Source organism: Streptomyces sp. NPDC056144 (genome assembly GCF_042264145.1).
In the GTDB taxonomy this organism is placed as follows: Bacteria; Actinomycetota; Actinomycetes; order Streptomycetales; family Streptomycetaceae; genus Streptomyces.
Map to the genome: position 1 here is coordinate 233,439 of NZ_JBHJVF010000005.1, position 23,898 is coordinate 257,336.

The window sequence follows — 23,898 nt, forward strand, 5'->3', positions numbered from 1 at the left end:
TCCCGACAGGGAAGCGGGTCCGCCTTTCGCGTGTTACTAGATAGACATTCCCACCCGTAATTCTCTGGAGGCACAGAACCATGACCACCTTCGTGGACCGCGTCGAGCTGCACGTCGCCGCGGGTAACGGGGGCCACGGCTGCGCCTCCGTTCACCGGGAGAAGTTCAAGCCGCTCGGCGGACCCGACGGCGGCAACGGCGGCCGTGGCGGCGACGTGACCCTGGTCGTCGACCAGGACGTCACCACCCTTCTCGAGTACCACCACTCGCCGCACCGCAAGGCCACCAACGGCCAGCCCGGCGCCGGTGACAACCGCTCCGGCAAGGACGGTCAGGACCTCGTCCTGCTCGTACCGGACGGCACCGTCGTCCTCGACAAGCAGGGCAACGTGCTCGCCGACCTCGTCGGCCAGGGCACCACCTTCGTCGCCGGACAGGGCGGCCGCGGCGGCCTCGGCAACGCGGCGCTGTCCTCCGCCCGCCGCAAGGCCCCCGGTTTCGCGCTGCTCGGCGAGCCCGGCGAGTCCCGGGACATCGTCCTGGAGCTCAAGACCGTCGCGGACGTGGCCCTCGTGGGCTACCCGAGCGCGGGCAAGTCCTCGCTCATCTCCGTCCTCTCGGCCGCCAAGCCGAAGATCGCGGACTACCCCTTCACGACCCTCGTCCCGAACCTGGGCGTCGTCACCGCCGGCTCGACGGTCTACACGATCGCCGACGTCCCCGGCCTCATCCCGGGCGCCAGCCAGGGCCGCGGCCTCGGCCTGGAGTTCCTGCGGCACGTGGAGCGCTGCTCCGTCCTCGTCCACGTCCTGGACACGGCGACCCTGGAGTCCGACCGCGACCCGGTCACCGACCTCGACATCATCGAGGAAGAGCTCACGCAGTACGGCGGCCTGGAGGACCGGCCCCGGATCGTCGTCCTCAACAAGGTCGACATCCCCGACGGCCAGGACCTCGCGGACATGATCCGCCCCGACCTGGAGGCACGCGGCTACCAGGTGTTCGAGGTCTCCGCCGTCGCCCGTACGGGTCTCAAGGAGCTCTCCTACGCGCTCGCCGGCATCGTCGGCGAGGCGCGGGCGGCCAAGCCGGTGGAGGAGGCGACGCGCATCGTCATCCGCCCGAAGGCCGTCGACGACGCGGGCTTCACCGTCGTGTACGACGAGGCCGAGGACGTCTACCGGGTGCGCGGCGACAAGCCCGAGCGCTGGGTCCGTCAGACCGACTTCAACAACGACGAGGCCGTGGGCTACCTGGCCGACCGCCTCAACCGCCTCGGCGTCGAGGACCGGCTGATGAAGGCCGGCGCCCGCGCGGGCGACGGCGTCGCGATCGGTGCCGAGGACAACGCGGTCGTCTTCGACTGGGAGCCGACGATGATGGCGGGCGCCGAGATGCTCGGCCGCCGAGGCGAGGACCACCGCCTCGAAGCCCCGCGTCCGGCCGCCCAGCGCCGCCGCGACCGCGACGCGCAGCGGGACGACGCCCAGCGCGAGTACGACGAGTTCGACCCCTTCTAGGACCGCTTCCAGGACCGCTTCCCGACCGCGTCATGACCGCGTCCTGAAGGTTCCTTCAGGAGCGGTGGTGTCGATTCGGTGCAGGATTCGCGGGCGAATCCTGAAGGCTCCTTCAGCGGTGCGGGCACGGTTCCCGTAACCGGGCGCGGAAGGTGTGCGCAGGGCCGCCGGGCACAGTCCGGCGGCCCTGCGCCGTTCCCGGCCGCCGAGAGGGCGCCTGGCGGCCCCTCTGAGGGCCTGGGACCCCTCCGGCCCCCTTCCGGGTTCACCCGTTCGGATGAAGCCGGTACGGGCGCAGCCAGCGCCGGACGGCTCTCGCACGGAGGCGTACGACCTGTTCCGGCGGATCGTTCCGGCCGCTTCTTTCCGGGGTGTCCGGACCTCCACTTCCCGACGCCGGGGGCGGAAGGAGTCCGTCAGGTCCGTAGTCTTCACGGGTGAATGAGAGCTCTCGGCCACAGCAACCGGCCCGTGTCAGCGTCGTCGTCATCACGTACGACGACGCCGCGCATGTCCATGACGCGATCCGTTCCGCCCTCGCGCAAGGCGAGGCGGTCGGCGAGGTCGTCGTCGTCGACGACGCCTCGCAGGACGGCACGTCCGAGGTGCTCGCCGCGTTCGCCCACGAGCCGCGGGTGCGGACGCTGGTCCGCAAGCGCAACAGCGGCGGCTGCGGCACCCCCCGGAACGACGGCCTGGGCGTCGCCGTCCACCCGTACGTCCTCTTCCTCGACAGCGACGACCTGCTCCTCCCCGGCGCCGTCGACGCGCTGCTCGCCGTCGCCGACGCGGAGGACGCGGACGTCGTCGCCGGGATCTGCGTGCGCCGCGAACTCCCCGAGGGCCGCGAGACGGTCTGGGCGCCCGCGCTGTACGACGTCTCCCGGGGCGCCACGCTCCCCGGCACCGTCCTCGACGGGATCGAGGACCACCCCGAGTTCCTCTTCGACACGCTCTCGGTCAACAAGCTCTACCGGCGCGAGTTCCTCGACGGGCACGCGATCCGCTTCCCCGACGGCACCTTCCACTACGAGGACTTCGTCTTCAGCGCCCGCGTCCTGGCCGCCGCCCCCCGGCTCGCCGTCACCGACGTGCCGGTCTACGTCTGGAACGTGCGGCGACAGGCCGCGAACCTGTCGATCTCGCTGCGCCGGGCCGCGCTCGAGAACTGGCAGCACCGGGTCGAGGCGCAGAGCGCCGTCGTCGACGTGTTCCGCACGGCCGGCCGCCCCGCGCTGGCCCGCGCCGCGCAGACCAAGTTCCTCGACTACGACCTCCCCATGTACCTGCGCGAGCTGCCGCAGCGGACCGCCGCCTACCGGGCCGGCTGGTGGGAGACCCGCGAGCGCCTCGCCGGCTACGAGCCCGAGGCCGTCGCCGCCGCCCAGGCGCCCTCCCGCTGGCTGTACGGCGCGCTGATGGCCCTCGCCGCGGTGCCCCAGGGACGGGAGCTGACCCGTCTCGTCGAGCTCGCGGCCCCGAGGCCCAGGCTCGTACCGCCGTATCCGCGTGCCGCCGACGGCTCGCCGGTCCTCGCCGCGGCCCCCGCCGACCTGCCCCTGGACGGGCTCGCCGAGCTGACTCCCGCCGAGCTGCCGGTCGCCGTGGACGGCGCGGTGACCGTCGGTGCCGCGACGAAGCTCACACTCACCGTGCACGAGCTGTACGGCAGGGTCGGCGAGCTCGGGCCTGTCTCCGTTCGAGTGGAATTCACGGAGCGGAGCTCGGACGGCGGCGTCACCGCCGAGGCGCACCTGCTGCCCGTGGACGGCGGCTGGCGGGCCACCGTGGCGGTGCCGACCGCGCGGCTGCTGCGCCGCGGCCGGCTCGCGTCCTGGTCGCTGAACGCCGAGCTGACGTACGCCGACGGGTCGACCGGAACGGCGGAGGTCAGGGCCTCGAACGGCTTCGCGGGCCGCCGCGGACCGGTCCTCGGACGGCTCGGCCGGGTCCTGCTCGTCCAGGTCGTGGCCTCGGCGCGCAGAGGCCTCGTCCTCCGCTTCGTCGGGGGGCTGGCGGGCGCCCGCCAGGTGCTGTCGGGACGGCTGAAGAGGATCTCCGCCAGACGGTGATCGACATCTCCGCAAGGCCGTTGATCCCTTTCCCGTACCGCACGAGATGTGTGGAATGAGGCTTCCGGGAGGTAACCTTTCGGCTTCCTGCACGGCGCTCTCCGGACACCTCCGGCGCCCCTCCTCGTCGGCCGAGACGGTCAGGCACCATGGAGAAGGCAGCGCGCCACCGTCGGGCGGAACGTGTGCCCGGACCCCTGCCGCCCGCACTTCTGAGAGGACCTGGATGCCGATTCACGACATCCCCGATGTGAGTGTCGTCGTCATCGTCTACAACGACGAGGAGCGGCTCCCGCGAGCGGTCAGGTCGGTACTCGACCAGACCCTGAACAACCTCGAAGTGATCATCGCGGACGACTGCTCGACCGACGGTACCGAGCGCGTCGCGCGCGCCCTGGAGGCCGAGGACCCGCGCGTGCGCTACGTACGCCTGGAGGAGAACAGCGGCGGCTGCAGCGCCCCCCGCAACCGCGGCATCGCCGTCGCCCGAGCGCCGTACGTCATGTTCCTCGACAGCGACGACGAGCTGCCCCGGCACGCCTGCAAGAGCCTGCTGCTCGTCGCCGAGGAGACCGGCGTCGACTTCGTCACCGGCGAGGTGACCCGCCTCTTCGAGGCCTCGAACACCACCGGCCTCTGGTACCCGCACCTCTTCACCGAGAAGAAGGTCGTCCACGGCATCGCCGAGGCCCCCGAGTACTTCTTCGACCACCTGTCGACGAACAAGCTCTACCGGACCGCCTTCATCCGGGAGAACGCCCTTACCTTCCCCGAGGGCATCCACTACGAGGACCAGCTGTTCTCCGCGCAGGCCTTCTCGCTCGCGGAGTCCTTCGCCGTCGTCCCGTGGTCGGTCTACACCTGGCGCCTCGCGCCGGAGAGCGTCTCCATCTCCTCCAGCCGCCACAAGATCCAGAACGTGGCGGACCGCATCGGCGTCGCCCGCCTCATCGACACCTGGTTCGACGAGAACGGCCGCGGCGGGCTGCGCGCGGAGAAGGACCACAAGTTCCTCCGCCACGACTTCCGGCTCTACCTCGGCGACCTGCCGTTCCGCGACGCCGAGTGGATCGCGGAGTTCGCCGGGGTCGTCACCCCGTACCTGGACGAGATCGCCGACGAGACCTACGCGCGCCTCTCCCGCGAGGAGCGCGTCTGCATCCACCTGCTGCGCACCGGCCGGCTGGAGGAGGCCGCCCTGGCCGCCCGCCAGCTCGGCCGTCCGCAGCTCGCCCCGCGCGCCGTGACCCGCGTCGACGGGGTCGACTACTGGGGCGCGCTCGCCCCGGCCGACGACGCCGACCGCGCCGAGCTGGACATCAGCGACTGGCACATGCGCGACCACGCCCTCGGCACCGGCCGCCTGCGGCACGAGCTGACCTCGGTGTCGGTGCTCGGCCCGGTGCTGCGCCTGGAGATCCGTACGTACGACCCCGTCGGTCTCATCACCGAGGACACCGCGGCGGCGGTCATACTGGCCGCCTACAAGAAGCCGCTCAAGGTCCCGGTGACCCTCCGGCCGGACGGCGAGGGGCAGTACGTCTCCCACGCCGAGCTGGACCTCTCCAAGGTCCCGGTCGGCAAGGCCGGCGTCACGAGCCGCCGCCACCCCGTCATCACCCTGGAGTGCGACGGCGAACGGCGTACGGACATCCTGCTCGCCGACCATGCCCAGCAGGACTTCCGGATCACCGTCAGGTACCACAAGTTCGGCATCCACCACCTGCGCGTCCAGGCGGAGCAGAAGGGCGCCGGCCGCCTCGAGGTGAACTGGCAGCGCTCCGGCGTGCTCAAGTCCCTCGAACCGCTCGGCCCCTACGCCCGCAAGACCAAGGAGAAGGTCGGCAAGGTCAAGAAGATCCTCGTCGGCAACGAGGGCAAGGCCACCGCCTACGACGCCGTGTCGAAGCTGCCGCGCAAGCGCAGCCTCGCCGTCTTCGAGGCGATGGAGGGCCGCGGCTACGCGGACAGCCCTCGTTACATCTACGAGGAGCTGAAGCGCCGCAACCTGCCGATCGACGTCGTCTGGTCGTACTCCGGCGACCGCTCGTCCTTCCCGAAGGACGTCACCCTCGTCCGGCGCGGCAGCTTCGCGTACGGGCGGGCGCTGGCCCGGGCCTCGTACTGGGTCGACTCGCACAACCTGCCGTACCTGTACCGGAAGCCGAAGGGCACCCGGTACCTCCAGACCTGGCACGGCCAGACCTTCAAGGCGATGGGCTTCGACGTGCCCTCGCTGCGCGGCGCGTCCGACATCGAGAAGGAGCGGTTCCGCGCCGCCGTGGGCCGCTGGGACGCGCTCGTCTGCCCGAGCGCCGAGTTCGAGCGGACCTTCGTCCCCGCCTTCGAGGTCTCGGCCGACCTGATCCGCTCCGGCTACCCGCGCAACGACGTGCTCGTCCGCTGGGCCGAGCCCGAGCAGCAGGCCAGGGCCGCCGCCGTCCGCGAGTCGCTGAAGATCCCGGCCGACAAGAAGGTCCTGCTCTACGCCCCGACCTTCCGCGACGCGGCCCGCCGCACCGGGCAGTCGGTGCGCGTGGACCTGGCCGAGCTCGCCCCGCACCTGCGGGACGAGTGGGTCGTCGTCGTGCGCACCCACCCGTACGACCGCTTCACGATCGCCCCCGAGCTCGGGCACTTCCTGCGCGACGGCTCCGCGTTCGCCGACATCAACGACCTGATGCTGGCCTCGGACGCGGTCCTCACGGACTACTCGTCGCTGATGTTCGACTACGCCAACACGGGCCGTCCGATCCTGCTCTACACGGACGACTACGAGGCCTACCGGGGCGGCGACCGCGGCACGTACTACGACCTGGAGGACATCGCTCCCGGGCCGATGCTGACGACCACCGAGGACCTCGCCGCGGCGGTGCGGGACCTGGAGGGCGTACGGGAGCGGCACGCGCAGCGGTACGAGCGCTTCCAGGAGATGTTCTGTTCGTACGAGACCGGCCACGCCAGCAAGATGGTGGTCGACGCTTTTTTCGAAGGCGGAGCCGATGACCGAGCTTTCTGAGCTTTCCGTGCCGTCCGAGGCCTCCGCCGCCCGCAAGAACGTGTTCTTCGTCGGCATCGACGTGGACTCGATGGGTGGCTCCCAGCGCGTGCTGCACACCCTCGCCCAGGGCATGGGCGAGCGCGGCCACCGCGTCGAGCTGATCGGGATCCGCACGAGCCCCGAGCCCTTCCCGTACAACGCGACACCCTCGTACCGGCACTCGACGCTCTACCCCCTGGCCCCGGCCCCCAAGCCGCCGGCCCGTACGGTCGGCGAGCGGCTGAGCCTGGCGCGCCGTGCCGACGTGCGGCGGGCGCGTGCCGTCCGGGACCAGGCGCGCGCGGAGATGGAGCGCAAGCTGGCGGAGGTCGAGGACGGCTACATCGTCTTCGGCTCCCCGTGGGCGGTCGACTGGATCATGCCCCTGAAGTGGCGCCACCTGAAGGGCATCGGGCAGTACCACGAGTCCTTCGCGCAGGCGAAGCGCGGCGTCAACCTGAAGATGATCCGCCGTCACTACCCGGAGCTGGAGCAGACGCTCGTCCTCTCCGAGGGCGACGCGGTCGAGTTCGTGAACCAGCGCGTGCCGAACGTGCGGGTCATGCCGAACCCGCTGCCGTTCTACCCGGACGAGACGGCCCCGCTCGACACGCGCAGGATCGGCGCCGTCGGCCGGCTGGACCCGATCAAGCGGTACGACCGCATGATCGAGGCCTTCGCCCAGGCCCACCGGGGCCGTTCGGGGTGGGAGCTGCACCTCTTCGGCGACGGTCCGCTGGAGGAGGAGCTGCGGAGGAAGGCCGCCGACCTCGGCGTCGCCGAGCAGGTCGTCTTCCGGGGCACGGCCGAGGACATGGCGGCCGCCTACCGCGAGCTGTCCATCGTCGCGATCAGCAGTGAGCGCGAGGGCCGGCCGATGGCGCTGGCCGAGGCCGCGGCCTGCGGTGTGCCGTGCGTGAGCTTCGACGTCTCCGGCGGTGTCCGCGAGCTCGTCGCGGACGGTGTCACCGGCACGCTCGTGCCGTCGGCCGACGTGCCGGGGCTCGCCGCGGCGTTCGGCGAACTCATGGACGACGCGGCGATGCGGCGCCGGTACGGCGCGGCGGGCCGCGAGCACGTCGCGCACCTCGCGCTGCCGCACGTCCTCGACCAGTGGGAGGCGGCGTTCGAGGAGATCGACCGCTAGGAGTTCCCCGTACGCGGGAACCCGTACGCGGGAACCCGTACGCGGGAACCCGTACGCGAGATCCCGTACGCGAGGGCCCCGCTCGGACGATTGTTCGGGCGGGGTCCTCGTGCGTGTGACCTGGCTCGCAGCCCCCGGAGGGGCTTCGGCGGCATGGCTACACTGGCCCAATGACCTGGCTCATCACCGGCGGCGCCGGTTACATCGGTTCCCATGTCGTCAAGGCCATGACCGAGGGCGGCGAGCGCGTCGTCGTGGTCGACGACCTCAGCACGGGCAACCCGGCGCGCGTCCCCGCGGGCATCGTCCTGGAGCAGGGCACGGTCCTCGACCGCGAGTTCCTCGACCGGGTGCTCAAGGAGCACGGCATCACCGGCATCGTCCACCTCGCGGGCAAGAAGCAGGTCGGCGAGTCCGTCGAGAAGCCGCTGTACTACTACCACGAGAACGTGACGGGCCTCCGGGTCATCCTCGACGCGGCGGTCGCCGCGGGCGTGAAGAGCTTCCTCTTCTCCTCCTCCGCCTCGGTGTACGGCATGCCCGACGTGGACCTCGTCACCGAGGACACCGAGTGCGCCCCGCTCAGCCCGTACGGCGAGACCAAGCTCGTCGGCGAGTGGATGGCCCGCGCGACCGGCCACGCCCACGGCCTGTCCACCGCCTCCCTGCGCTACTTCAACGTGGCGGGCGCGGCGGCCCCCGAGCTCGCCGACACCGGCGTGTTCAACCTCGTGCCGATGGTCTTCGAGCGGCTCGACGCCGGCGAGTCCCCGCGCATCTTCGGCGACGACTACCCGACGCCGGACGGCACCTGCATCCGCGACTACATCCACGTCGCCGACATCGCGGACGCCCACGTGGCTGCCGCCCGCGCGCTGGCCAAGGCCGCCGACCAGGGCGAGACGGCGACGCTCGCGCTGAACATCGGCCGCGGCGAGGGCGTCTCCGTGCGCGAGATGGTCAACCTCATCAACGAGGTCACCGGCCACAGCGTCGAGCCGGTCGTCACGCCGCGCCGCCCGGGCGACCCGGCCCGCGTGGTCGCCTCGGCCGAGCGCATCGAGTCGGAGCTCGGCTGGAAGGCCAAGCACGACGTCCGCTCGATGATCAGCTCCGCCTGGGAGGGCTGGGAGGCGAACCGCGCGACCGTCTGACCGCGCGACCGTCTGACTGAAGGCGTGACAGGAGGGGTGCCCCCGGACCGGGGGCACCCCTCCTGTCGTCGTCAGGGCCGGTGGATCCTGTCCACCCCGTAGTACGTCGCCGCGCACCGCGCCGCCCAGTCCCGCTCGTAGGAGGAGGCGAAGAGGGGCTCGGTGAGCTTGCCGATGAGGTACGGGCGGTAGACGACGTCCCGCGCGCCGGCCTCGACCTCCGCCCGGATCCTGGCGTTCTGCCGGTCCCAGGCGACGCTGCGGACCACCGTCGTGGTGGTCAGGTCGTACACCGGCCGCACCAGCGCCGTCGCGCTGCCGACGGCGAGCGCGCCCGCCGCGACCAGGGCCGCGACGCGGGCGGCCGGGCGCCCGCCGCCGGGGGCCGAGGCCAGGACGCGGCGCCCCAGCCAGTGGCCTCCCCATGCCCCGTACGCGCACAGGGCGAGCAGGAGGGGGAGGAGGAAGCTGGTCCAGACGCGGGCGTAGGTCCAGCCCACGTCCCCGTATCCGCTGCGCAGTCCGTGGACGACGGCCAGGCTCGCGAGGGCGACCAGGGGGAGGGGCAGGAGCACGGCGACGCGGAGGAGCGGGCGAGGGGGGAGGGCGGCGAACCGTTCCTTTTGGTGCTTCGGCCCCTTCGGCTCCTCCCGACGCGCGGAGGCCAGTGCGAGGCCCAGGAGGACACCGACGGCGACGGCTCCCGCGTACGCCCACTGGCCGCCGACCGTCTGCCACAGCCGCCACCAGTCGTGCAGGGTCGCCCCGATCTCCGCGAGTGACAGCGGCTCCGAGGGGTGCTGCGCCCGCCGCCACCGCGCGCCCGGCGAGGTGGACAGGAGGACGAGGCCGGCGAGGAGCCCGAGGCAGGCCGCCGCGCACCAGGTCGACACGTACCGGTCGCGGGCCCAGCCCAGCCGGGGCAGGCACAGGATTCCTGCGGTCGCCGCGAAGAGGCCGGCGACGACGGCGTACGGCTCGCTGAGCATGCCGAGCGCCACCCCGGTCAGGAGCGCCGCCGCCACCGCCACGCTCCTCGACCACCGGGGGCCGTCCCGGCGCGCGGCCCGGACCGCGCCGAGCACGGCCCAGAGGCCGATCACGCTCGGCAGCGTGTGCGAGATGGTGGCGGGCGCCCAGAGCAGGGCCTGGTACGAGCGGGTGCCCGCGAAGAACAGCAGCGCCGGCAGGAGCGCGGCCGGGGCCAGGAGCAGCACGGTCGGCGGCGACGGGTGGAGCCGCGTGGCGCGCACGGCCGCGCGGCCGAGGAGGAGGAGTCCGCCGACGAGGGCGGCGACGAGGAGGGCGGGCAGCAGCTTCGGGCCGCGCATGTCGTCGGCGTAGATCAGGCCGGTCAGGAAGGCGTTGGTGACCCGGCCGTTCTGGGTGAGGTAGAAGTCCTCGGTGATCCCGAGGACGCCCATGTCCCGGGCCTTCCACAGCGCACACCAGTCGTCCGAGGTGGGGCGGAGGTAGAGCCCGAGGAAGCCGCCGACCGCCAGGAGCGCCCCGGCGCCGGCCGAGACGAGCAGCCCGACGCCGGCCAGCGCCCGTGGGAGCCCACGCCGGTGGCCGGGGCGGCCGTCGATGTCCGTGTCGCGCTCCGGAATGGTCTCTATGGGTGACGATAGGGGTGAAAATGCCACATATGTCACTATCTTCTGCGCATGCTTTGCCGCGTGGACGACATGCCGACCAGGGGTGGTCACTCGGGCGACTCCGGCCGGTCACCGCCGTTCCGTACCGTGGCCGCGCTGCTCGCAGCAGAGCGCGGCGGTCCCTCAGGACGTACCTCGGCCCATCCCTCTGGAGTGACCGTTTCATGACCAGGCTTTCCGTCGTCGTCCCCTGCTTCAACGAGGAGGACGTCGTCGAACGGTTCGATGCCCGCATGCGACAGGTCCTCGACGGACTCCCGGTGGGGTACGAGATCTGTTACGTCGACGACGGCAGCTCCGACGGGACGCTGACCAAGTTGCGCGAGATCGCCGCGCGGCACCCGCACCGTACCCAGTACGTCTCCTTCAGCCGTAACTTCGGCAAGGAGGCCGCCATGCTGGCCGGCCTGCGCAAGTCCACCGGCGACGCCGTGGTGATCATGGACGCCGACCTCCAGCACCCGCCCGAGCTCCTCGCGCGCATGCTCGACCTGCACCAGCAGGGCCACGACCAGGTGATCGCGCGCCGCTCCAGGGAAGGCGACAAGAAGCTCCGCTCGACGCTCAGCCGCGTCTACTACCGGGCCGTCAACCGCTGGGTCGACGTCGAACTCGTCGACGGCGTCGGGGACTTCCGGCTGCTCTCGCGCCCCGCCGTCGACGCCCTGCTCTCGCTGCCCGAGTACAACCGCTTCTCCAAGGGGCTCTTCTCCTGGATCGGCTTCGACACCGTCAGCTTCGACTACCAGAACGCCGCGCGTGAGGGCGGCGAGACGAAGTGGAAGTTCAGCTCCCTGCTCAACTACGGCATGGACGGGCTGATCTCCTTCAACAACCGCCCCCTGCGCATCGCCCTCTGGCTCGGGATGACCCTCAGCGGCCTCGCGGTCCTGTACGCCGGGTGGGTGACCGTCGCCGCCTTCACCCAGGGCGTCACCGCGCCCGGCTACGTCACCCTCGTCGCGATCATCGTCGGACTCGGCGGCGTGCAGATGGTGATGCTCGGGCTGATCGGCGAGTACATCGGCCGGATCTACTACGAGACCAAGCGACGGCCGCACTTCCTCGTGAAGGAGACCCACCGCTCCTTCGGGCGCACGGCGGCGGAGCGCGTACGCGTGGCGGCCGCGGACCGGGAACGCTGATGGCACCGGAAACGGAACCGGAGAGGACGACGGGCCGGGGCCGCCGCGCGCAGCTCGCGCAGATACTCCGCTTCGCACTCGTCGGCGGCGTCAACACCGGCACCTTCTTCGGCTGCTACCTGCTGCTCCACCCCTGGATGCCGTACTTCGCCGCGTACTCCCTCGCCTTCCTCCTCAGCATGGTCGGCTCCTTCTTCCTCAACACGTACTTCACCTACCGCACCCGCCCCACCTGGAAGAAGTTCGCGCTCTTCCCCCTCACCAACGTCACCAACTACCTCGTCCAGAGCGTCGGCCTCTACGCGCTCGTCACCTGGGCCGGAATGGACGACAGGATCGCGCCACTCGTCGCGGCCGTCGTCGCGATCCCGTTCACCTACCTGATCTCCCGGCGCATCCTGGTGCCCCGAGGCGCCCGCGGGGAGGACGCCTCCTCGGGTCCAGGGAGCGAAACGGACGAGCGTCAGCCCTCCCGGCTCGCGTAGATTGCCCGGCAGGATCGGGCAAGGCCGAGCCGGGCCGAGTGAGGACGACGCAAGTGGCGACGCAGGTGACGGGACGGACGAACGTGGCAAGGCAGACGGACGTGGCACGGCCGTACGTGACGGAGGCCCGCAGGATCGTCGTCAAGGTCGGCTCCTCCTCCCTGACCACCGCCTCCGGCGGCCTCGACGCCGACCGCGTCGACGCCCTCGTGGACGTCCTCTCCAAGGTCCGCAGCGGCGGCGAGAAGGAGATCGTCCTCGTCTCCTCCGGCGCCATCGCCGCGGGTCTCGCGCCCCTCGGCCTCACCCGCCGGCCCAAGGACCTCGCCCGGCAGCAGGCCGCCGCCAGCGTCGGACAGGGCCTCCTCGTCGCCCGCTACACCGCCTCCTTCGCCCGCTACGGCGTCCGCGTCGGACAGGTCCTCCTCACCACGGACGACACCAGCCGCCGCGCCCACTACCGCAACGCCTACCGGACGCTCGACCAGCTCCTCGCCATGGGCGCGCTGCCGGTCGTCAACGAGAACGACACCGTCGCCACGGACGAGATCCGCTTCGGCGACAACGACCGGCTCGCCGCCCTCGTCGCCCACCTCGTCCGCGCCGACCTCCTCGTCCTGCTCTCCGACGTCGACGGCCTCTACGACGGGGACCCGTCCAAGCCCGGCACCACCCGGATCGCCGAGGTCGCCGGTCCCCAGGACATCGCCCACGTCGAGATCGGCTCCGCCGGCAAGGCGGGCGTCGGCACCGGCGGCATGGTCACCAAGGTCGAGGCCGCCCGGATCGCCGCCGCCGCCGGCACCCCCGTCGTCCTCACCTCCGCGAGCCGCGCCGCCGACGCCCTCGCGGGCCGGGACACCGGCACGTACTTCCACCCCACCGGCCGCCGCTCCGCCGACCGGCTCCTCTGGCTCGCCCACGCCTCCACCCCGCAGGGCTCCCTGACCCTCGACGACGGAGCCGTACGAGCGGTCGTCGAGGGCAAGAAGTCGCTGCTCGCGGCCGGTATCGCGGGCGTCGAGGGCGACTTCGCGGCCGGTGACCCCGTCGAGCTCCGCGACACCGCGGGCCGGGCCGTCGCCCGCGGGCTCGTCCACTTCGACGCCAAGGAGATCCCGCAGCTCCTCGGCCGCTCCACCCCCGAGCTCGCCCGCGAGCTGGGCCCCGAGTACGAACGCGAGGTCGTCCACCGCGACGACCTGGTGGTCATCCGCTGAAACGGCTGAAAGTCAGGCCATCCGGTAGGGACGTTTACCAAAACCGCCCCATCCGCTGCCTCGGACTGGTCAACTTTGTCTCGGGGGTTAAGAGCAAGGGCGGGGTACAGCACCACACGCATCACACAGGAGGCCGCCGGTGAGACGAGCGCGCCCAGGGGCACCGCCCCGCGGGACCGCCGAACGTGCCCTGACCAGTGTCGAGGCCGGAGCCGACTTCGACGAGGCACGGTCCGGGTCCACGTCCGCACCATCCACGGGCACGGAGACCGAGACCACCACCGACCCACGGGAGACGCGCGCCGAGGAGCGGCCCGTCTCCAAGCTCTGGCACATCACCCTCAGCGTGTCCGGGGTGGAGTCACCGCTGAAGGAGGTGCGGCGCGGGCTCGAACAGCTGGCCCACGACCACCCCTTCCTGCTGACCAGCCGGTACGCCAACGACCACGCCGAGATCCGGTACTGGGAGGAGGCCCGGGACCTGCACGACGCGGCCGCCGTCGCCCTGCGCCTGTGGGGCGAACACCGGCAGACCGCCAAGCTGCCGCCCTGGGAGATCGTCGGCCTCGAAGTCATCGACCGCGAGACCTACCACCAGCGCATCGCGGAGGGCTACGGCCCGCCCCCGGCCGCCCCGGTCGGCGTCCACCCCTACTGAGAACCGTCCGCGCCCACGGGCGCGGACAGTGCCATGGGTGGTGTCGTGGAGAGTGCCGTGGATGGTGCCGTGGACGAGTGTCTCGGAGTGCGGGATAAGGGAGGGATGTCCGCAGGGCTGCCAGTACCCTGCGGGCATGACCTCGCTCACGCCCCTCGACAACCTGTCCCCGGTCACCCGGGCCGCCTACCGGGCCCGTGGCGCCGCCGCCGAAATCGCGCCACTCCCGCGAGCGGCCAAGGACGACGCCCTTCTCGCGATCGCGGACGCCCTCGAAGTCCGGACCGCCGAGATCGTCGAGGCCAACGCCGAGGACATCGCGAAGGCCCGCGAGGCGGGGACCGGCGAGGGCATCATCGACCGGCTCACCCTCACCCCGGAGCGCGTCCGGGCCATCGCCGCCGACGTCCGGCACGTCGCCGCGCTGCCCGACCCCGTCGGCGAGGTCGTCCGCGGCTCGACCCTGCCCAACGGCATCGACCTCCGCCAGGTCCGCGTCCCGCTCGGCGTCGTCGGCATCATCTACGAGGCCCGCCCCAACGTCACCGTCGACGCCGCCGCCCTCTGCCTCAAGTCCGGCAACGCCGTCCTCCTCCGCGGCTCCTCCTCCGCGTACGCCTCCAACACCGCCCTCGTGAAGGTCCTGCGCGACGCCGTGGGCGGCGCGGGCCTGCCCGCCGACGCCATCCAGCTCGTCCCCGGCGAGTCCCGCGAGTCCGTCCGCGAGCTGATGCGCGCCCGCGGCCTCGTCGACGTCCTCATCCCGCGCGGCGGCGCCTCCCTGATCCGCACCGTCGTCGAGGAGTCCACCGTCCCGGTCATCGAGACCGGCACCGGCAACTGCCACGTCTACGTCGACGCCCAGGCCGACCTCGACATGGCCGTGGACATCCTGATCAACTCCAAGGCCCAGCGGCCCAGCGTCTGCAACGCCGCCGAGACGCTCCTCGTCCACCAGGACATCGCCGAGGCCTTCCTGCCCCGCGCGCTCGACGCCCTCGCCGAGGCCGGCGTCACCGTCCACGCCGACGAGCGGGTCCTCGCCGCCGCCTCGTCCTCCAAGGCCACGGTCGTCCCGGCCACGCCCGAGGACTGGGAGACCGAGTACCTCTCGTACGACATCGCCGCCGCCGTCGTCGACTCCCTCGACAAGGCCGTGGAGCACATCCGCATGTGGTCCTCCGGCCACACCGAGGCCATCGTGACCACCTCCCAGGCCGCGGCGCGCCGCTTCACCCAGCTGGTCGACTCCACCACGGTGGCCGTGAACGCCTCCACCCGCTTCACCGACGGCGGTCAGTTCGGATTCGGCGCCGAGATCGGCATCTCCACCCAGAAGCTCCACGCCCGTGGCCCCATGGGCCTTCCGGAGCTGACCTCGACCAAGTACATCGTCACCGGCGACGGTCACGTTCGATAATCCCCTCACCAACCTTCTCCTTTCGGTACGGGCGGGGAGATCGGTACGGGCGGGGAGACTTCGCACGCTCCCTGCCCAAAACCACCTCCCGGGTCTACTCTGAAACCGTGCCGGACGACGTGGGGGGCAGGCCGTTCCAGGACGGCGACCCCGAGGACTCTGTCGACCGCGGAGGCGCCGCCGAGGACCACGCCACCGTGGTCTTCGACGAGGCCTTCGTCCAGGCCGCCACGGTCCACGAGCCGACCGCGGTCGAGCGACTCCTCGCCGCCGCCCAGGCCCGTGCCGAGGCCGAGGCCGCCCGGGCCCGCGCCGGCGGAGGATCCGCCGACGACGACCCGTACGCGGACGGCCACGACCCGGCCGGCCTCACCTACGAGCCCGACGACATCGGCGACGACGACAGCCCCTACGGCCGCCACGGCGGTGCCCTGCGCCCTTACCGGGGCCGCGCCCGCTGGCACCGCCCCGTCGCCTGGGTCCTGGCCCTCGCCATGGGCGTCGGCATGGTCGCCCTGGCCTTCAGCGCCGTCTACCGGGGCGCCGTCGCCAACCGCCAGGACAGGCTCCCCACGCCCACCACCACGGGCGTCGACACCCCCGACCCGAAGCCGGCCCCGCCCGCGGCGTACACGCCGTCACCGGTCTCCGCCGTCCCCCGCACACCCTGACGGCGGAACTCTTCCGAACTGCCGTGTGCGCGGGCGTTTACCGAGCCCTCCGCAGACCTACCCTGAAGGTATGGCAGGGCGTGGCGACCCGCCTGAGGGGACTCCCGAGGGGCTCCCCGGCGGTGAGGACGAGTACCGAGCCGTCGTCTTCGACGAGGCGTTCGTCCGCGCTGCCCGCCTCCAGGAGTTCTCCGCCCAGGAACGGATGGGGGAGCACGCCAGGGCCGTCCGGTCCCGCGGCACCTGGGAAGGCGGAAGAACCGGTTCCCGCCAGGCCGTCCTGCTCGTCCTCCTGATCCTCGTCGCCTTCGGCACCGCCATCTACCTGGGTGTCCGCAACCCGTACCTGCCCCCGGTCGACCAGCGGGCCGAACCCCTGCGGACCACCGTCGTCCCGCTCGCCCCGCCGGGCGCCGTACCGGGCGGACAGCCGGAGCAGCTCTTCGCCCACAGCCCGGCCGCCGAGTACCGCACGGGCGCCGCCGGCATCAACCTGCCCGTCGCCGCCCGTACCCCGCACTTCGCGGAGAGCCAGGTCGTCGCCGGCCTCACCATCGCCAAGGAATACCTCGTCGCCTCCTCCCTGGAACCCGACATCCTCTCCGGGGCGACCGTGCGCCCCGTACGACTGCTGATCGACCCGGACCAGTACGAGCAGTTCGACCGGAGCGTCGAGGCACCGGCCGACGACGGACAGCACGCCCTCGCCGGCTGGCTCCTCCGCTTCGACCCGCGCCGGACCGAGCTCGCCGACCCGGCCGCCCGCGTGCAGGGCACCCTCCGCTTCGCCGAGTCCGGCCCGGACACGCTGGACGTCACCGCCGACCACACGTACACCTACGCGCTGCGCCCGGCGAGCGGCGACGCGGGCCCGGTCGCCGCCGCGTCGCTCTTCACCGTCCACCGCGTGGTCCACTTCCGCTTCGACCACGAGGACCTGCGCATGCACCGGGCCGAGCTGCTGACCAGCACGGCGGAGGTCGGGCCGCAGGCCTGCGACGCGGGCTCCGAGGGCGTCCTGAAGCCCCTCCTGGCGGGCGCGCGGGCCCCGGAGGCGGGCGGACCGGCGGTCACCGACCCGTACGCCACGAGCAGGCCCGCCGCCTCGGCCCTCTGCGGGGCACTGGCCCCGAGCGCTCAGCCCTCGCTCTGACCCTCGCCCCGGCCCTCGCCCCGGTTGTCGCTCCGGTCGTCGCCCTCGCCCTTGGACCCGCCGCCGCCCTGGCCCCCGCCGAAGCGGTTGCGCAGCCGTCCGCCCAGGTCGCCGGCGAGGTCACCGGCGCCGCCGGCTATGTCCCCGACCAGCTTCAGCAGCGGATCCTTGCTGGTCCGCACGGTCTCGGCGTAGTGCCCCGCGGACTCGCGGAAGGCGTCCGTGACCGAGGTGTCCTTGTCCTCGGAGCGCCGCGGGTAGTGCCCGTCCATGATCCGCTGGTGGTCACGGCTCTCCGACCACTTCTTCAGCTCGGCGGCCCGGACGGTGGCGAAGGGGTGCGAGCGCGGCAGCACGTTCAGGATCTTCAGCACCGAGTCCCGCAGGTCACCGGCCTTCTCGTACTCGTCGGCCTGGGCGAGGAACGCGTCCACGTTCATCTCGTGGAGGTGGTTGCCGCCGGCGAGCTTCATCAGTCCGCGCATCGATGCCTGCACGTCCTGCCCGACGAGGAGACCCGCCCGGTCGGCCGAGAGCTCCGACTTCCGGAACCACTCGCGCAGCCCCGTCACGATGGCCGTGATCGTCACCGTCCCCAGCGGGATCCAGGCCACCTTGAGCGCCAGGTTGGTGAGGAACAGGAGGATCGTGCGGTACACGGAGTGGCCGGAGAGCGCGTGCCCCACCTCGTGGCCGACGACCGCCCGCATCTCCTCCTCGTCGAGGAGCTCCACCAGGCCCGTGGTGACGACGATGATCGGCTCGTCCATGCCGATGCACATCGCGTTGGGCTTCGGGTCCTGCTGCACGTACATCGCCGGGACCTTCTCCAGGTCCAGGATGTAACACGCGTCCCTCAGCATGTCGTTGAGCCCGCTGAACTGCGCGTCGCTCACCCGGACGGAGTCCGAGAGGTAGAGCAGTCTGAGGCTGCGCTCGGGGAGGAGACCGCTCAGGGCCTTGAAGGCCGTGTCGAAGCCGCTGAGCTTGCGCAGCGCCACCAGAGCCGAGCGGTCGGCCGGGTGCTCGTAGGCCCGCGAGGAGATGCCGGGGAACCGCTTGCGCTGCCTGCTCGGCACGTTCCCCTGGTGGTTCTCGGTCATGGATGCCCCCTTTTCGTACGAGACGGTGCTCGTCCCCCTGACGCCCACCACACTAGGCGGTGGCGCTACCGTGTGCCGGGGGTCCTGTGGATAACTCGGACCCTGTGGACAAGCGAGGAGCACCACTGACATGCCGGACACCGCCGACGTCACCGCGACCCTGCTCGCGGCGGCCGCAGACCAGGGCCCGGGCAACACGCTCCGGATCGTGCTGCTCGTCTCGATCGTGGGCGGCGCCCTGCTCGCCTGGTTCCTGCTCCGCGGCTACCGGAACGACGCCGACGGCGCGGACGACACGAGCCGCGACCCGAACGGCGACGCGAGCGCCGGCCCCGGCGGCAACACCGACAAGAACGCCAACGCCTGAGTCGGCGTGAGACTGCCGGGACCGCCCGCATACGATGTGCCCGAAGTCTCCGCTCCCCTCTCCGATCGATAGGTCCTGCTGACGATGAGTCTCCACAGCACCGCCGCCCACCTGGTCTCTCTCGCCGAGGGCGCCGAACACGGCGGCAACCACGACAGCCTCAACCCCTACCTCACGGGCTTCGGCGCCCTCGGCGCGCTGCTGCTCCTGCTGTGGATCACCACGCGCTTCAACCGCGACCGCTGATCCGCCGACCGCCGATCGGGCGTCCGCCGCGGTGCCAGTAGGCTCTGCACGCATGGGAGAGCAGGAAGTGTCTACCGGTGGCCGCGGCAAGCGCCGACTCGGCGTCATGGGCGGAACGTTCGACCCGATCCACCACGGTCACCTGGTGGCCGCCAGCGAGGTGGCCGCTCTGTTCCACCTCGACGAGGTGGTGTTCGTGCCGACCGGGCAGCCGTGGCAGAAGGGTCACAAGACCGTGTCCGCGGCGGAGGACCGTTATCTGATGACGGTCATCGCCACCGCGTCCAACCCGCAGTTCTCGGTCAGTCGCATCGACATCGACCGGGGCGGCGCGACGTACACCATCGACACGCTGAGGGACCTGCGCTCTCTCAACAGCGACTCGGACCTCTTCTTCATCACCGGGGCCGACGCGCTGTCGCAGATCCTCACCTGGCGCGACGCCGAGGAGCTCTTCTCGCTCGCGCACTTCATCGGCGTCACCCGGCCGGGCCACGACCTCACCGACGACGGGCTGCCCAAGGGCGGTGTCTCGCTGGTCGAGGTCCCCGCGCTCGCGATCTCGTCCACGGACTGCCGGGCACGGGTCGCGCAGGGCGATCCCGTCTGGTACCTCGTCCCGGACGGCGTGGTCCGCTACATCGACAAGCGCCAGCTGTACCGCGGCGAGTGAGCTTCGGGGAGGGCCACCGGTGAACGATCGACACAACCCGTACGACCCGTACTATCCGCAGCCGCAGATCATCGGCTACGACGAGTACGGGCAGCCGGTGTACCAGCAGCCGCCGTCGCAGCAGCCCGTCCAGCAGCAGCCTGTCCAGCAGTACGACCAGCAGCAGTACGAGCAGCAGTCGTACGACCCGTACGCGGGCCTCGGACAGGCGCAGCCGCCTCAGCAGCAGGCGTACGGCTACGACCCCTACGCCGCCCAGCAGCAGCAGCAGCCGCAGCAGCCCGCCCCGCAGCCGCAGTACGACCCGTACGGGCAGCAGGGCTACACCTACCCCTCGTACGACACGGACACCGGCCAGCAGTGGGCCGCGCAGACGGCCCAGGCCGCCCCCGAGGCCCCCGTCGCGGCCCCCGTCGGCGTACCCGTCCAGCGCCCGGCCGCCGAGCCGCCCGCGCCCGAGCGCCCCGCCCCCGAGCGGTCCGCGCCGCCCCGGCAGGACTCCGAGGACCGCGCGTACCGCACCGAGCAGTTCTCGTTCATCGAGGAGCCCGACGAGGACTCCGAGGACGTCATCGACTGGCTCGCGTTCACCGAGAGCCGCTCGGAGCGGCGCGAGGAGGCCAGGCGGCGCGGCCGCAACCGGGTCGTCGCGCTCGTGGTCGTCCTCGTCCTCGCCGTCGTGGGCGGAGTCGGCTACCTCTGGTCCGCCGGCATGCTCCCCGGCACCTCCGACCCGGAGCGGAAGCAGAACACCGCGACGGGCCCGCAGCGGCGCGACACGATCGTCGTCCACCTCCACGACACCCTGGGCGGCGGAACCTCCACCGCCCTCCTCGTCGACAACACCACCACCAAGCAGGGCAGCACCGTCCTGCTCCCCAACTCCGTCGCCGTCGCCGACTCCGAGGGCACCACGACCACCCTCGGCAAGTCCGTCGAGGACGACGGGTCGAGCGGTACGCGCGAGGCGATCGGCAACCTCCTCGGCGCGAAGATCACCGGCACCTGGCGCCTGGACACCCCGTACCTGGAGAACCTCGTCGAGCGCGTCAGCGGCATCGAGGTCGACACCGACACCGACGTGCCCGACAAGAAGAAGGGCGCCGCCGAGCCTCTCGTCCGCAAGGGCGAGAAGCAGGACCTGAACGGCCGGGCGGCCGTCGCCTACGCGACCTACCGCGCCCCCGGCGAGGCCGAGGCCAAGCAGCTCCAGCGCTTCGGCCAGGTCATGTACGGAGTGCTGCGGAAGTTCTCCAGCGACCCCGAGACCGCCACGGGCACCATCGAGTACCTGGCGCAGATCCTCGACCCCTCGCTGCCCGAGAAGGACCTCGGCGCCTCCCTCGCCAAGCTCGCCGAGCACGCCAAGACCGGCGCCTACAAGACGGCCCTGCTGCCGGTCGAGCAGGACGGGACGCTGACCGATGGCGCGAGCGACAGCGTGGTGAAGGACATCCTCGGCGGCAAGGTCACCGCCCCCGACGCCGGCGACGTGCCCCGCGTCTCCGTGCGGGACGGATCCGGCAAGAACGCCACCGAGGCCGCGCGGGTCGTCCTGATCAACGGCGGCTACGCCTTCGTCGGCGGATCCAAGGCCACGACCCAGGAGAAATCGCAGGTCGTCTACGGTGACGACGCCCAGAAGGGGACCGCGACCGAGGTCGCCAAGACCCTGGGGCTCCCGACCGGCTCGGTCCAGAAGGGCAAGCCCGCGGGAGCGGCCGCGGTCACCGTGATCCTCGGCCAGGACTACAAGGTCCCGGGGGCCCGCTAGCACGGTCCCGGTAAACGTTTGCGAGTGCGTCGGCGGTCCGTGAGACCCTGGAGGGGTACTGGACCGCCGACGAAAGCCTGCTTGTGACCGCCACGGACCGTTCCATCGAGCTCGTCAACGCCGCCGCCCTCGCGGCCGCCGACCGACTCGCGCACGACATCATCGCGTACGACGTCAGCGACGTGCTGTCGATCACCGACGCCTTCCTGCTCGCCTCCGCGCCCAACGACCGCCAGGTCAAGTCGATCGTCGACGAGATCGAGGAGCGGCTGAACAAGGACCTCGGCGCCAAGCCGGTCCGCCGTGAGGGCGACCGCGACGCCCGCTGGATCCTCCTGGACTACGTCGACATCGTCGTCCACGTCCAGCACAGCGAGGAGCGGGTCTTCTACGCCCTGGAGCGGCTGTGGAAGGACTGCCCGGAGCTCCCGCTTCCCGAGGAAGCCCTGAAGACCCGGGGCAAGGCGGCCGAACACGCCGCCCTGACCGGCACCGACATCGAGGCCGGATCCGGTCTTCCCGAGGAAGTGGACGGTGAGCTGAGCTGAGCACCACCAAGAGCGGCAGCGGCCGCCGGATCGTCCTCTGGCGCCACGGCCAGACCTCCTGGAACCTGGAGCGCCGGTTCCAGGGGTCGACCGACATCGAGCTGACGGAGGACGGCGTCGCCCAGGCGCGCCGCGCCGCCCGGCTGCTCGCCGCGCTGCGGCCGGACGCCATCGTGTCCTCCGACCTGAAGCGCGCCGCTGCCACCGCCGCCGAGCTCTCCGCGCTCACCGGCCACACCGTCGCCCACGACTCCGCCCTGCGCGAGACGTACGCGGGGGAGTGGCAGGGACTGACCCACGACGAGATCGTGGCGCGGTACGGCGAGGAGTACGCGGCCTGGAAGCGCGGCGAGCCCGTGCGCCGGGGTGGCGGCGAACTGGAGACCGAGGTGGCCGACCGGGCCGCCCCGGTGGTTCTGGAGCACGCCGACAAGCTGCCGGAGAACGGCACGCTCGTCGTCGTCAGCCACGGCGGCACCATCCGCACCACCATCGGTCGCCTCCTGGGTCTCGAGGCCCACCACTGGGAAGGCCTGGGCGGGCTCTCCAACTGCTGCTGGTCCGTCCTGGGCGAGGGTGCCCGCGGCTGGCGGCTCATGGAGCACAACGCCGGCACGCTGCCCGAGCCGGTCCTGGGCGACGACGCCTGAGACCTGCGCCGAGACCTGATCGGGGCGCGCGAGCGGCCTGACGGACCCGGATTTCACTTTCTGGCAGGTCACAGGCTAGAGTTCTTCTTGTTCGGAGCGCGCAGCGCGAAGAACGGAAGAACGCAAGGGGCTATAGCTCAGTTGGTAGAGCGCCTGCATGGCATGCAGGAGGTCAGGAGTTCAATTCTCCTTAGCTCCACAGTCACCGAATCCCGTCCCCAACAGGGGGCGGGATTCGGCGTTTCGGCCCCCTCAGTCGTCCCCGCCCCGCCCGTCGCCTCCGGCGAGTCTTCGGATCGCGTGGCGGCTCTCCTCGTCGTTCGGCGTGTACGTGACGATCCGGCACTCGGGCATCCCGTTGACCGAGAGGGAGACCGAGGTCATCCGGAGCTCGCCGACCGCCTGGTGGCGGAAGGTCTTCACGCGGGTCCCGGGCGGCACCACGTCGCCGCTCCGCCAGAGCCGGGCGAACTCCGGACTGGCCTCCGCCAGGCGCCGGACGAACGCCTCCCACGTGGGCTCGCCCACATGCCGGCCGTACGAGCCCCGGAGTTGGGCCACCATCAGCGGCAGCTCGTCCTCGCGGTTGACCAGGGGGCACGTCGGCGACGGGGCCGTGAAGAGCGCCCACAGCACGTTCCGCAGGTCGAACGGGCCGGTGTCCAGGCCGTTTCCGTCCCACAGGAAGAGCGTCTCGTAGCTCCTGTTGGTCGCCAGCACGTCGTACCGCGCGTTGTAGAGCACCGCGGGGTGCGGGTCGAGCGCGTCGAGGATGCCCTGGATCTCCGGACTGACGACCTGGTCGTCGTCGGCCGCCCGCTCGGGGGCGTACGGCACCCCGGCCAGGTGGTAGAGATGCTCGCGCTCGGGCCGGTCGAGGCGGAGCGTGCGGGCGACGGCGTCGAGCACCTGCGCCGATGCGTTGATCGGACGACCCTGCTCCAGCCACGTGTACCAGGTCACGCCGACGCCCGAGAGCTGGGCGACCTCCTCGCGGCGAAGCCCCGGCGTCCTGCGACGGAACCCCGGGGGCATGCCCACGTCCTCCGGGGTCACCCGCGCCCTGCGGCTGCGCAGGAACGCGGCCAGCTCCGGCCGTCGGCGCGCCTGGGTCGGTACAGCTGCCAAAGTCGTCACACCCCCATGGTCGAGTCCCCGTGCCGCCGTTGCCAGGTGGTGTCAGTACCAGCATCA

General features: G+C 71.7%; 21 protein-coding genes and 1 tRNA gene. 19 read left to right on the forward strand and 3 right to left on the reverse strand.

Features of this window, described 5'->3' with window-relative positions; all coding sequences use genetic code 11:
• The first annotated feature begins 80 nt into the window (after nucleotides 1-80).
• The 5 genes from obgE to galE all read left to right on the forward strand — a co-directional run bounded on the left by obgE (nucleotide 81) and on the right by galE (nucleotide 8,933).
• Nucleotides 81-1,520 (forward strand): GTPase ObgE, encoded by a 1,440-nt coding sequence (gene obgE, locus ACFC0Z_RS17720; protein ID WP_376438372.1) that lies wholly within the window; start codon nucleotides 81-83, stop codon nucleotides 1,518-1,520.
• A 437-nt stretch (nucleotides 1,521-1,957) separates the two neighbouring features.
• Nucleotides 1,958-3,592: a glycosyltransferase gene (locus ACFC0Z_RS17725; protein WP_376438375.1), complete on the forward strand. Its 1,635-nt coding sequence runs from the start codon at nucleotides 1,958-1,960 to the stop codon at nucleotides 3,590-3,592.
• A gap of 226 nt (nucleotides 3,593-3,818) precedes the next feature.
• Nucleotides 3,819-6,611: a CDP-glycerol glycerophosphotransferase family protein gene (locus ACFC0Z_RS17730; protein WP_376438378.1), complete on the forward strand. Its 2,793-nt coding sequence runs from the start codon at nucleotides 3,819-3,821 to the stop codon at nucleotides 6,609-6,611.
• A complete protein-coding gene (locus tag ACFC0Z_RS17735; protein WP_376438381.1) occupies nucleotides 6,595-7,779 on the forward strand; it encodes a glycosyltransferase in 1,185 nt (394 codons plus the stop codon). Before ACFC0Z_RS17730 ends, ACFC0Z_RS17735 begins: the two co-directional genes overlap by 17 nt.
• Before the next feature lie 170 nt (nucleotides 7,780-7,949).
• Nucleotides 7,950-8,933, forward strand: a complete 984-nt coding sequence (gene galE / locus ACFC0Z_RS17740; protein ID WP_376438383.1) for a UDP-glucose 4-epimerase GalE — start codon at nucleotides 7,950-7,952, stop codon at nucleotides 8,931-8,933.
• Between the two features lie 71 nt (nucleotides 8,934-9,004).
• Here the strand turns inward: galE and ACFC0Z_RS17745 are convergent, their stop codons facing one another.
• Entirely contained in the window at nucleotides 9,005-10,579 is a 1,575-nt protein-coding gene (locus tag ACFC0Z_RS17745; RefSeq protein WP_376438386.1) for a DUF6056 family protein, read from the reverse strand.
• Nucleotides 10,580-10,755: 176 nt separating this feature from the next.
• Here ACFC0Z_RS17745 and ACFC0Z_RS17750 point away from each other — a divergent pair, with 176 nt between their 5' ends.
• The 7 genes from ACFC0Z_RS17750 to ACFC0Z_RS17780 all read left to right on the forward strand — a co-directional run bounded on the left by ACFC0Z_RS17750 (nucleotide 10,756) and on the right by ACFC0Z_RS17780 (nucleotide 17,343).
• Nucleotides 10,756-11,736, forward strand: a complete 981-nt coding sequence (locus ACFC0Z_RS17750; protein ID WP_376438388.1) for a glycosyltransferase family 2 protein — start codon at nucleotides 10,756-10,758, stop codon at nucleotides 11,734-11,736.
• A complete protein-coding gene (locus ACFC0Z_RS17755; protein WP_376438391.1) occupies nucleotides 11,736-12,221 on the forward strand; it encodes a GtrA family protein in 486 nt (161 codons plus the stop codon). Before ACFC0Z_RS17750 ends, ACFC0Z_RS17755 begins: the two co-directional genes overlap by 1 nt.
• A gap of 116 nt (nucleotides 12,222-12,337) precedes the next feature.
• Nucleotides 12,338-13,441: a glutamate 5-kinase gene (gene proB / locus ACFC0Z_RS17760; RefSeq protein WP_376439137.1), complete on the forward strand. Its 1,104-nt coding sequence runs from the start codon at nucleotides 12,338-12,340 to the stop codon at nucleotides 13,439-13,441.
• Between the two features lie 139 nt (nucleotides 13,442-13,580).
• On the forward strand, nucleotides 13,581-14,099 hold the full coding sequence (locus ACFC0Z_RS17765; protein WP_376438393.1) for a hypothetical protein: 519 nt from the start codon (nucleotides 13,581-13,583) through the stop codon (nucleotides 14,097-14,099).
• A gap of 136 nt (nucleotides 14,100-14,235) precedes the next feature.
• The gene (locus ACFC0Z_RS17770) at nucleotides 14,236-15,519 is read left to right on the forward strand and encodes a glutamate-5-semialdehyde dehydrogenase (protein WP_376438396.1); all 1,284 of its coding nucleotides are present in this window, start codon (nucleotides 14,236-14,238) and stop codon (nucleotides 15,517-15,519) included.
• Nucleotides 15,520-15,626: 107 nt separating this feature from the next.
• Nucleotides 15,627-16,190: a hypothetical protein gene (locus ACFC0Z_RS17775; RefSeq protein WP_376438399.1), complete on the forward strand. Its 564-nt coding sequence runs from the start codon at nucleotides 15,627-15,629 to the stop codon at nucleotides 16,188-16,190.
• Between the two features lie 70 nt (nucleotides 16,191-16,260).
• The gene (locus tag ACFC0Z_RS17780; protein ID WP_376438401.1) at nucleotides 16,261-17,343 is read left to right on the forward strand and encodes a hypothetical protein; all 1,083 of its coding nucleotides are present in this window, start codon (nucleotides 16,261-16,263) and stop codon (nucleotides 17,341-17,343) included.
• On the opposite strand, the gene ACFC0Z_RS17785 is transcribed toward ACFC0Z_RS17780, so the two are convergent.
• Complete coding sequence (locus tag ACFC0Z_RS17785; RefSeq protein WP_376438404.1) at nucleotides 17,328-18,446, reverse strand: M48 family metallopeptidase; 1,119 nt, start codon at nucleotides 18,444-18,446, stop codon at nucleotides 17,328-17,330. The two genes, ACFC0Z_RS17780 and ACFC0Z_RS17785, sit on opposite strands and share 16 nt — an antisense overlap.
• Before the next feature lie 130 nt (nucleotides 18,447-18,576).
• Between ACFC0Z_RS17785 and ACFC0Z_RS17790 the strand changes: the two genes are divergently transcribed.
• The 7 genes from ACFC0Z_RS17790 to ACFC0Z_RS17820 all read left to right on the forward strand — a co-directional run bounded on the left by ACFC0Z_RS17790 (nucleotide 18,577) and on the right by ACFC0Z_RS17820 (nucleotide 22,903).
• The gene (locus ACFC0Z_RS17790) at nucleotides 18,577-18,813 is read left to right on the forward strand and encodes a hypothetical protein (RefSeq protein WP_376439174.1); all 237 of its coding nucleotides are present in this window, start codon (nucleotides 18,577-18,579) and stop codon (nucleotides 18,811-18,813) included.
• Nucleotides 18,814-18,897: 84 nt separating this feature from the next.
• Nucleotides 18,898-19,059, forward strand: a complete 162-nt coding sequence (locus ACFC0Z_RS17795; protein WP_376438407.1) for a hypothetical protein — start codon at nucleotides 18,898-18,900, stop codon at nucleotides 19,057-19,059.
• Nucleotides 19,060-19,111: 52 nt separating this feature from the next.
• Nucleotides 19,112-19,732, forward strand: a complete 621-nt coding sequence (gene nadD, locus ACFC0Z_RS17800; RefSeq protein ID WP_360801555.1) for a nicotinate-nucleotide adenylyltransferase — start codon at nucleotides 19,112-19,114, stop codon at nucleotides 19,730-19,732.
• Nucleotides 19,733-19,751: 19 nt separating this feature from the next.
• Nucleotides 19,752-21,506, forward strand: coding sequence for an LCP family protein (locus tag ACFC0Z_RS17805; RefSeq protein ID WP_376438410.1), 1,755 nt, complete (start codon nucleotides 19,752-19,754; stop codon nucleotides 21,504-21,506).
• Between the two features lie 83 nt (nucleotides 21,507-21,589).
• Nucleotides 21,590-22,054 (forward strand): ribosome silencing factor, encoded by a 465-nt coding sequence (gene rsfS / locus ACFC0Z_RS17810; protein ID WP_360801561.1) that lies wholly within the window; start codon nucleotides 21,590-21,592, stop codon nucleotides 22,052-22,054.
• Nucleotides 22,051-22,704, forward strand: a complete 654-nt coding sequence (locus ACFC0Z_RS17815) for a histidine phosphatase family protein (protein WP_376439140.1) — start codon at nucleotides 22,051-22,053, stop codon at nucleotides 22,702-22,704. The genes rsfS and ACFC0Z_RS17815 overlap by 4 nt, the downstream gene beginning before the upstream one ends.
• Before the next feature lie 126 nt (nucleotides 22,705-22,830).
• Nucleotides 22,831-22,903 (forward strand) — tRNA-Ala (locus tag ACFC0Z_RS17820).
• Between the two features lie 53 nt (nucleotides 22,904-22,956).
• Here the strand turns inward: ACFC0Z_RS17820 and ACFC0Z_RS17825 are convergent.
• Nucleotides 22,957-23,841, reverse strand: a complete 885-nt coding sequence (locus tag ACFC0Z_RS17825; RefSeq protein ID WP_376438413.1) for a helix-turn-helix transcriptional regulator — start codon at nucleotides 23,839-23,841, stop codon at nucleotides 22,957-22,959.
• Nucleotides 23,842-23,898 lie beyond the last annotated feature (57 nt).

Bases quoted from the DNA above. Each gene is read 5' to 3' on its own strand.
- ACFC0Z_RS17790 (WP_376439174.1), top strand. From the start codon at position 18,577: ATGCCGGACACCGCCGACGTCACCGCGACCCTGCTCGCGGCGGCCGCA.
- ACFC0Z_RS17735 (WP_376438381.1), top strand. From the start codon at position 6,595: ATGACCGAGCTTTCTGAGCTTTCCGTGCCGTCCGAGGCCTCCGCCGCC.
- galE (WP_376438383.1), top strand. From the start codon at position 7,950: ATGACCTGGCTCATCACCGGCGGCGCCGGTTACATCGGTTCCCATGTC.
- ACFC0Z_RS17750 (WP_376438388.1), top strand. From the start codon at position 10,756: ATGACCAGGCTTTCCGTCGTCGTCCCCTGCTTCAACGAGGAGGACGTC.
- ACFC0Z_RS17780 (WP_376438401.1), top strand. From the start codon at position 16,261: ATGGCAGGGCGTGGCGACCCGCCTGAGGGGACTCCCGAGGGGCTCCCC.
- ACFC0Z_RS17755 (WP_376438391.1), top strand. From the start codon at position 11,736: ATGGCACCGGAAACGGAACCGGAGAGGACGACGGGCCGGGGCCGCCGC.
- ACFC0Z_RS17795 (WP_376438407.1), top strand. From the start codon at position 18,898: ATGAGTCTCCACAGCACCGCCGCCCACCTGGTCTCTCTCGCCGAGGGC.
- nadD (WP_360801555.1), top strand. From the start codon at position 19,112: ATGGGAGAGCAGGAAGTGTCTACCGGTGGCCGCGGCAAGCGCCGACTC.
- ACFC0Z_RS17730 (WP_376438378.1), top strand. From the start codon at position 3,819: ATGCCGATTCACGACATCCCCGATGTGAGTGTCGTCGTCATCGTCTAC.
- ACFC0Z_RS17785 (WP_376438404.1), bottom strand. From the start codon at position 18,446: ATGACCGAGAACCACCAGGGGAACGTGCCGAGCAGGCAGCGCAAGCGG.
- obgE (WP_376438372.1), top strand. From the start codon at position 81: ATGACCACCTTCGTGGACCGCGTCGAGCTGCACGTCGCCGCGGGTAAC.
- ACFC0Z_RS17770 (WP_376438396.1), top strand. From the start codon at position 14,236: ATGACCTCGCTCACGCCCCTCGACAACCTGTCCCCGGTCACCCGGGCC.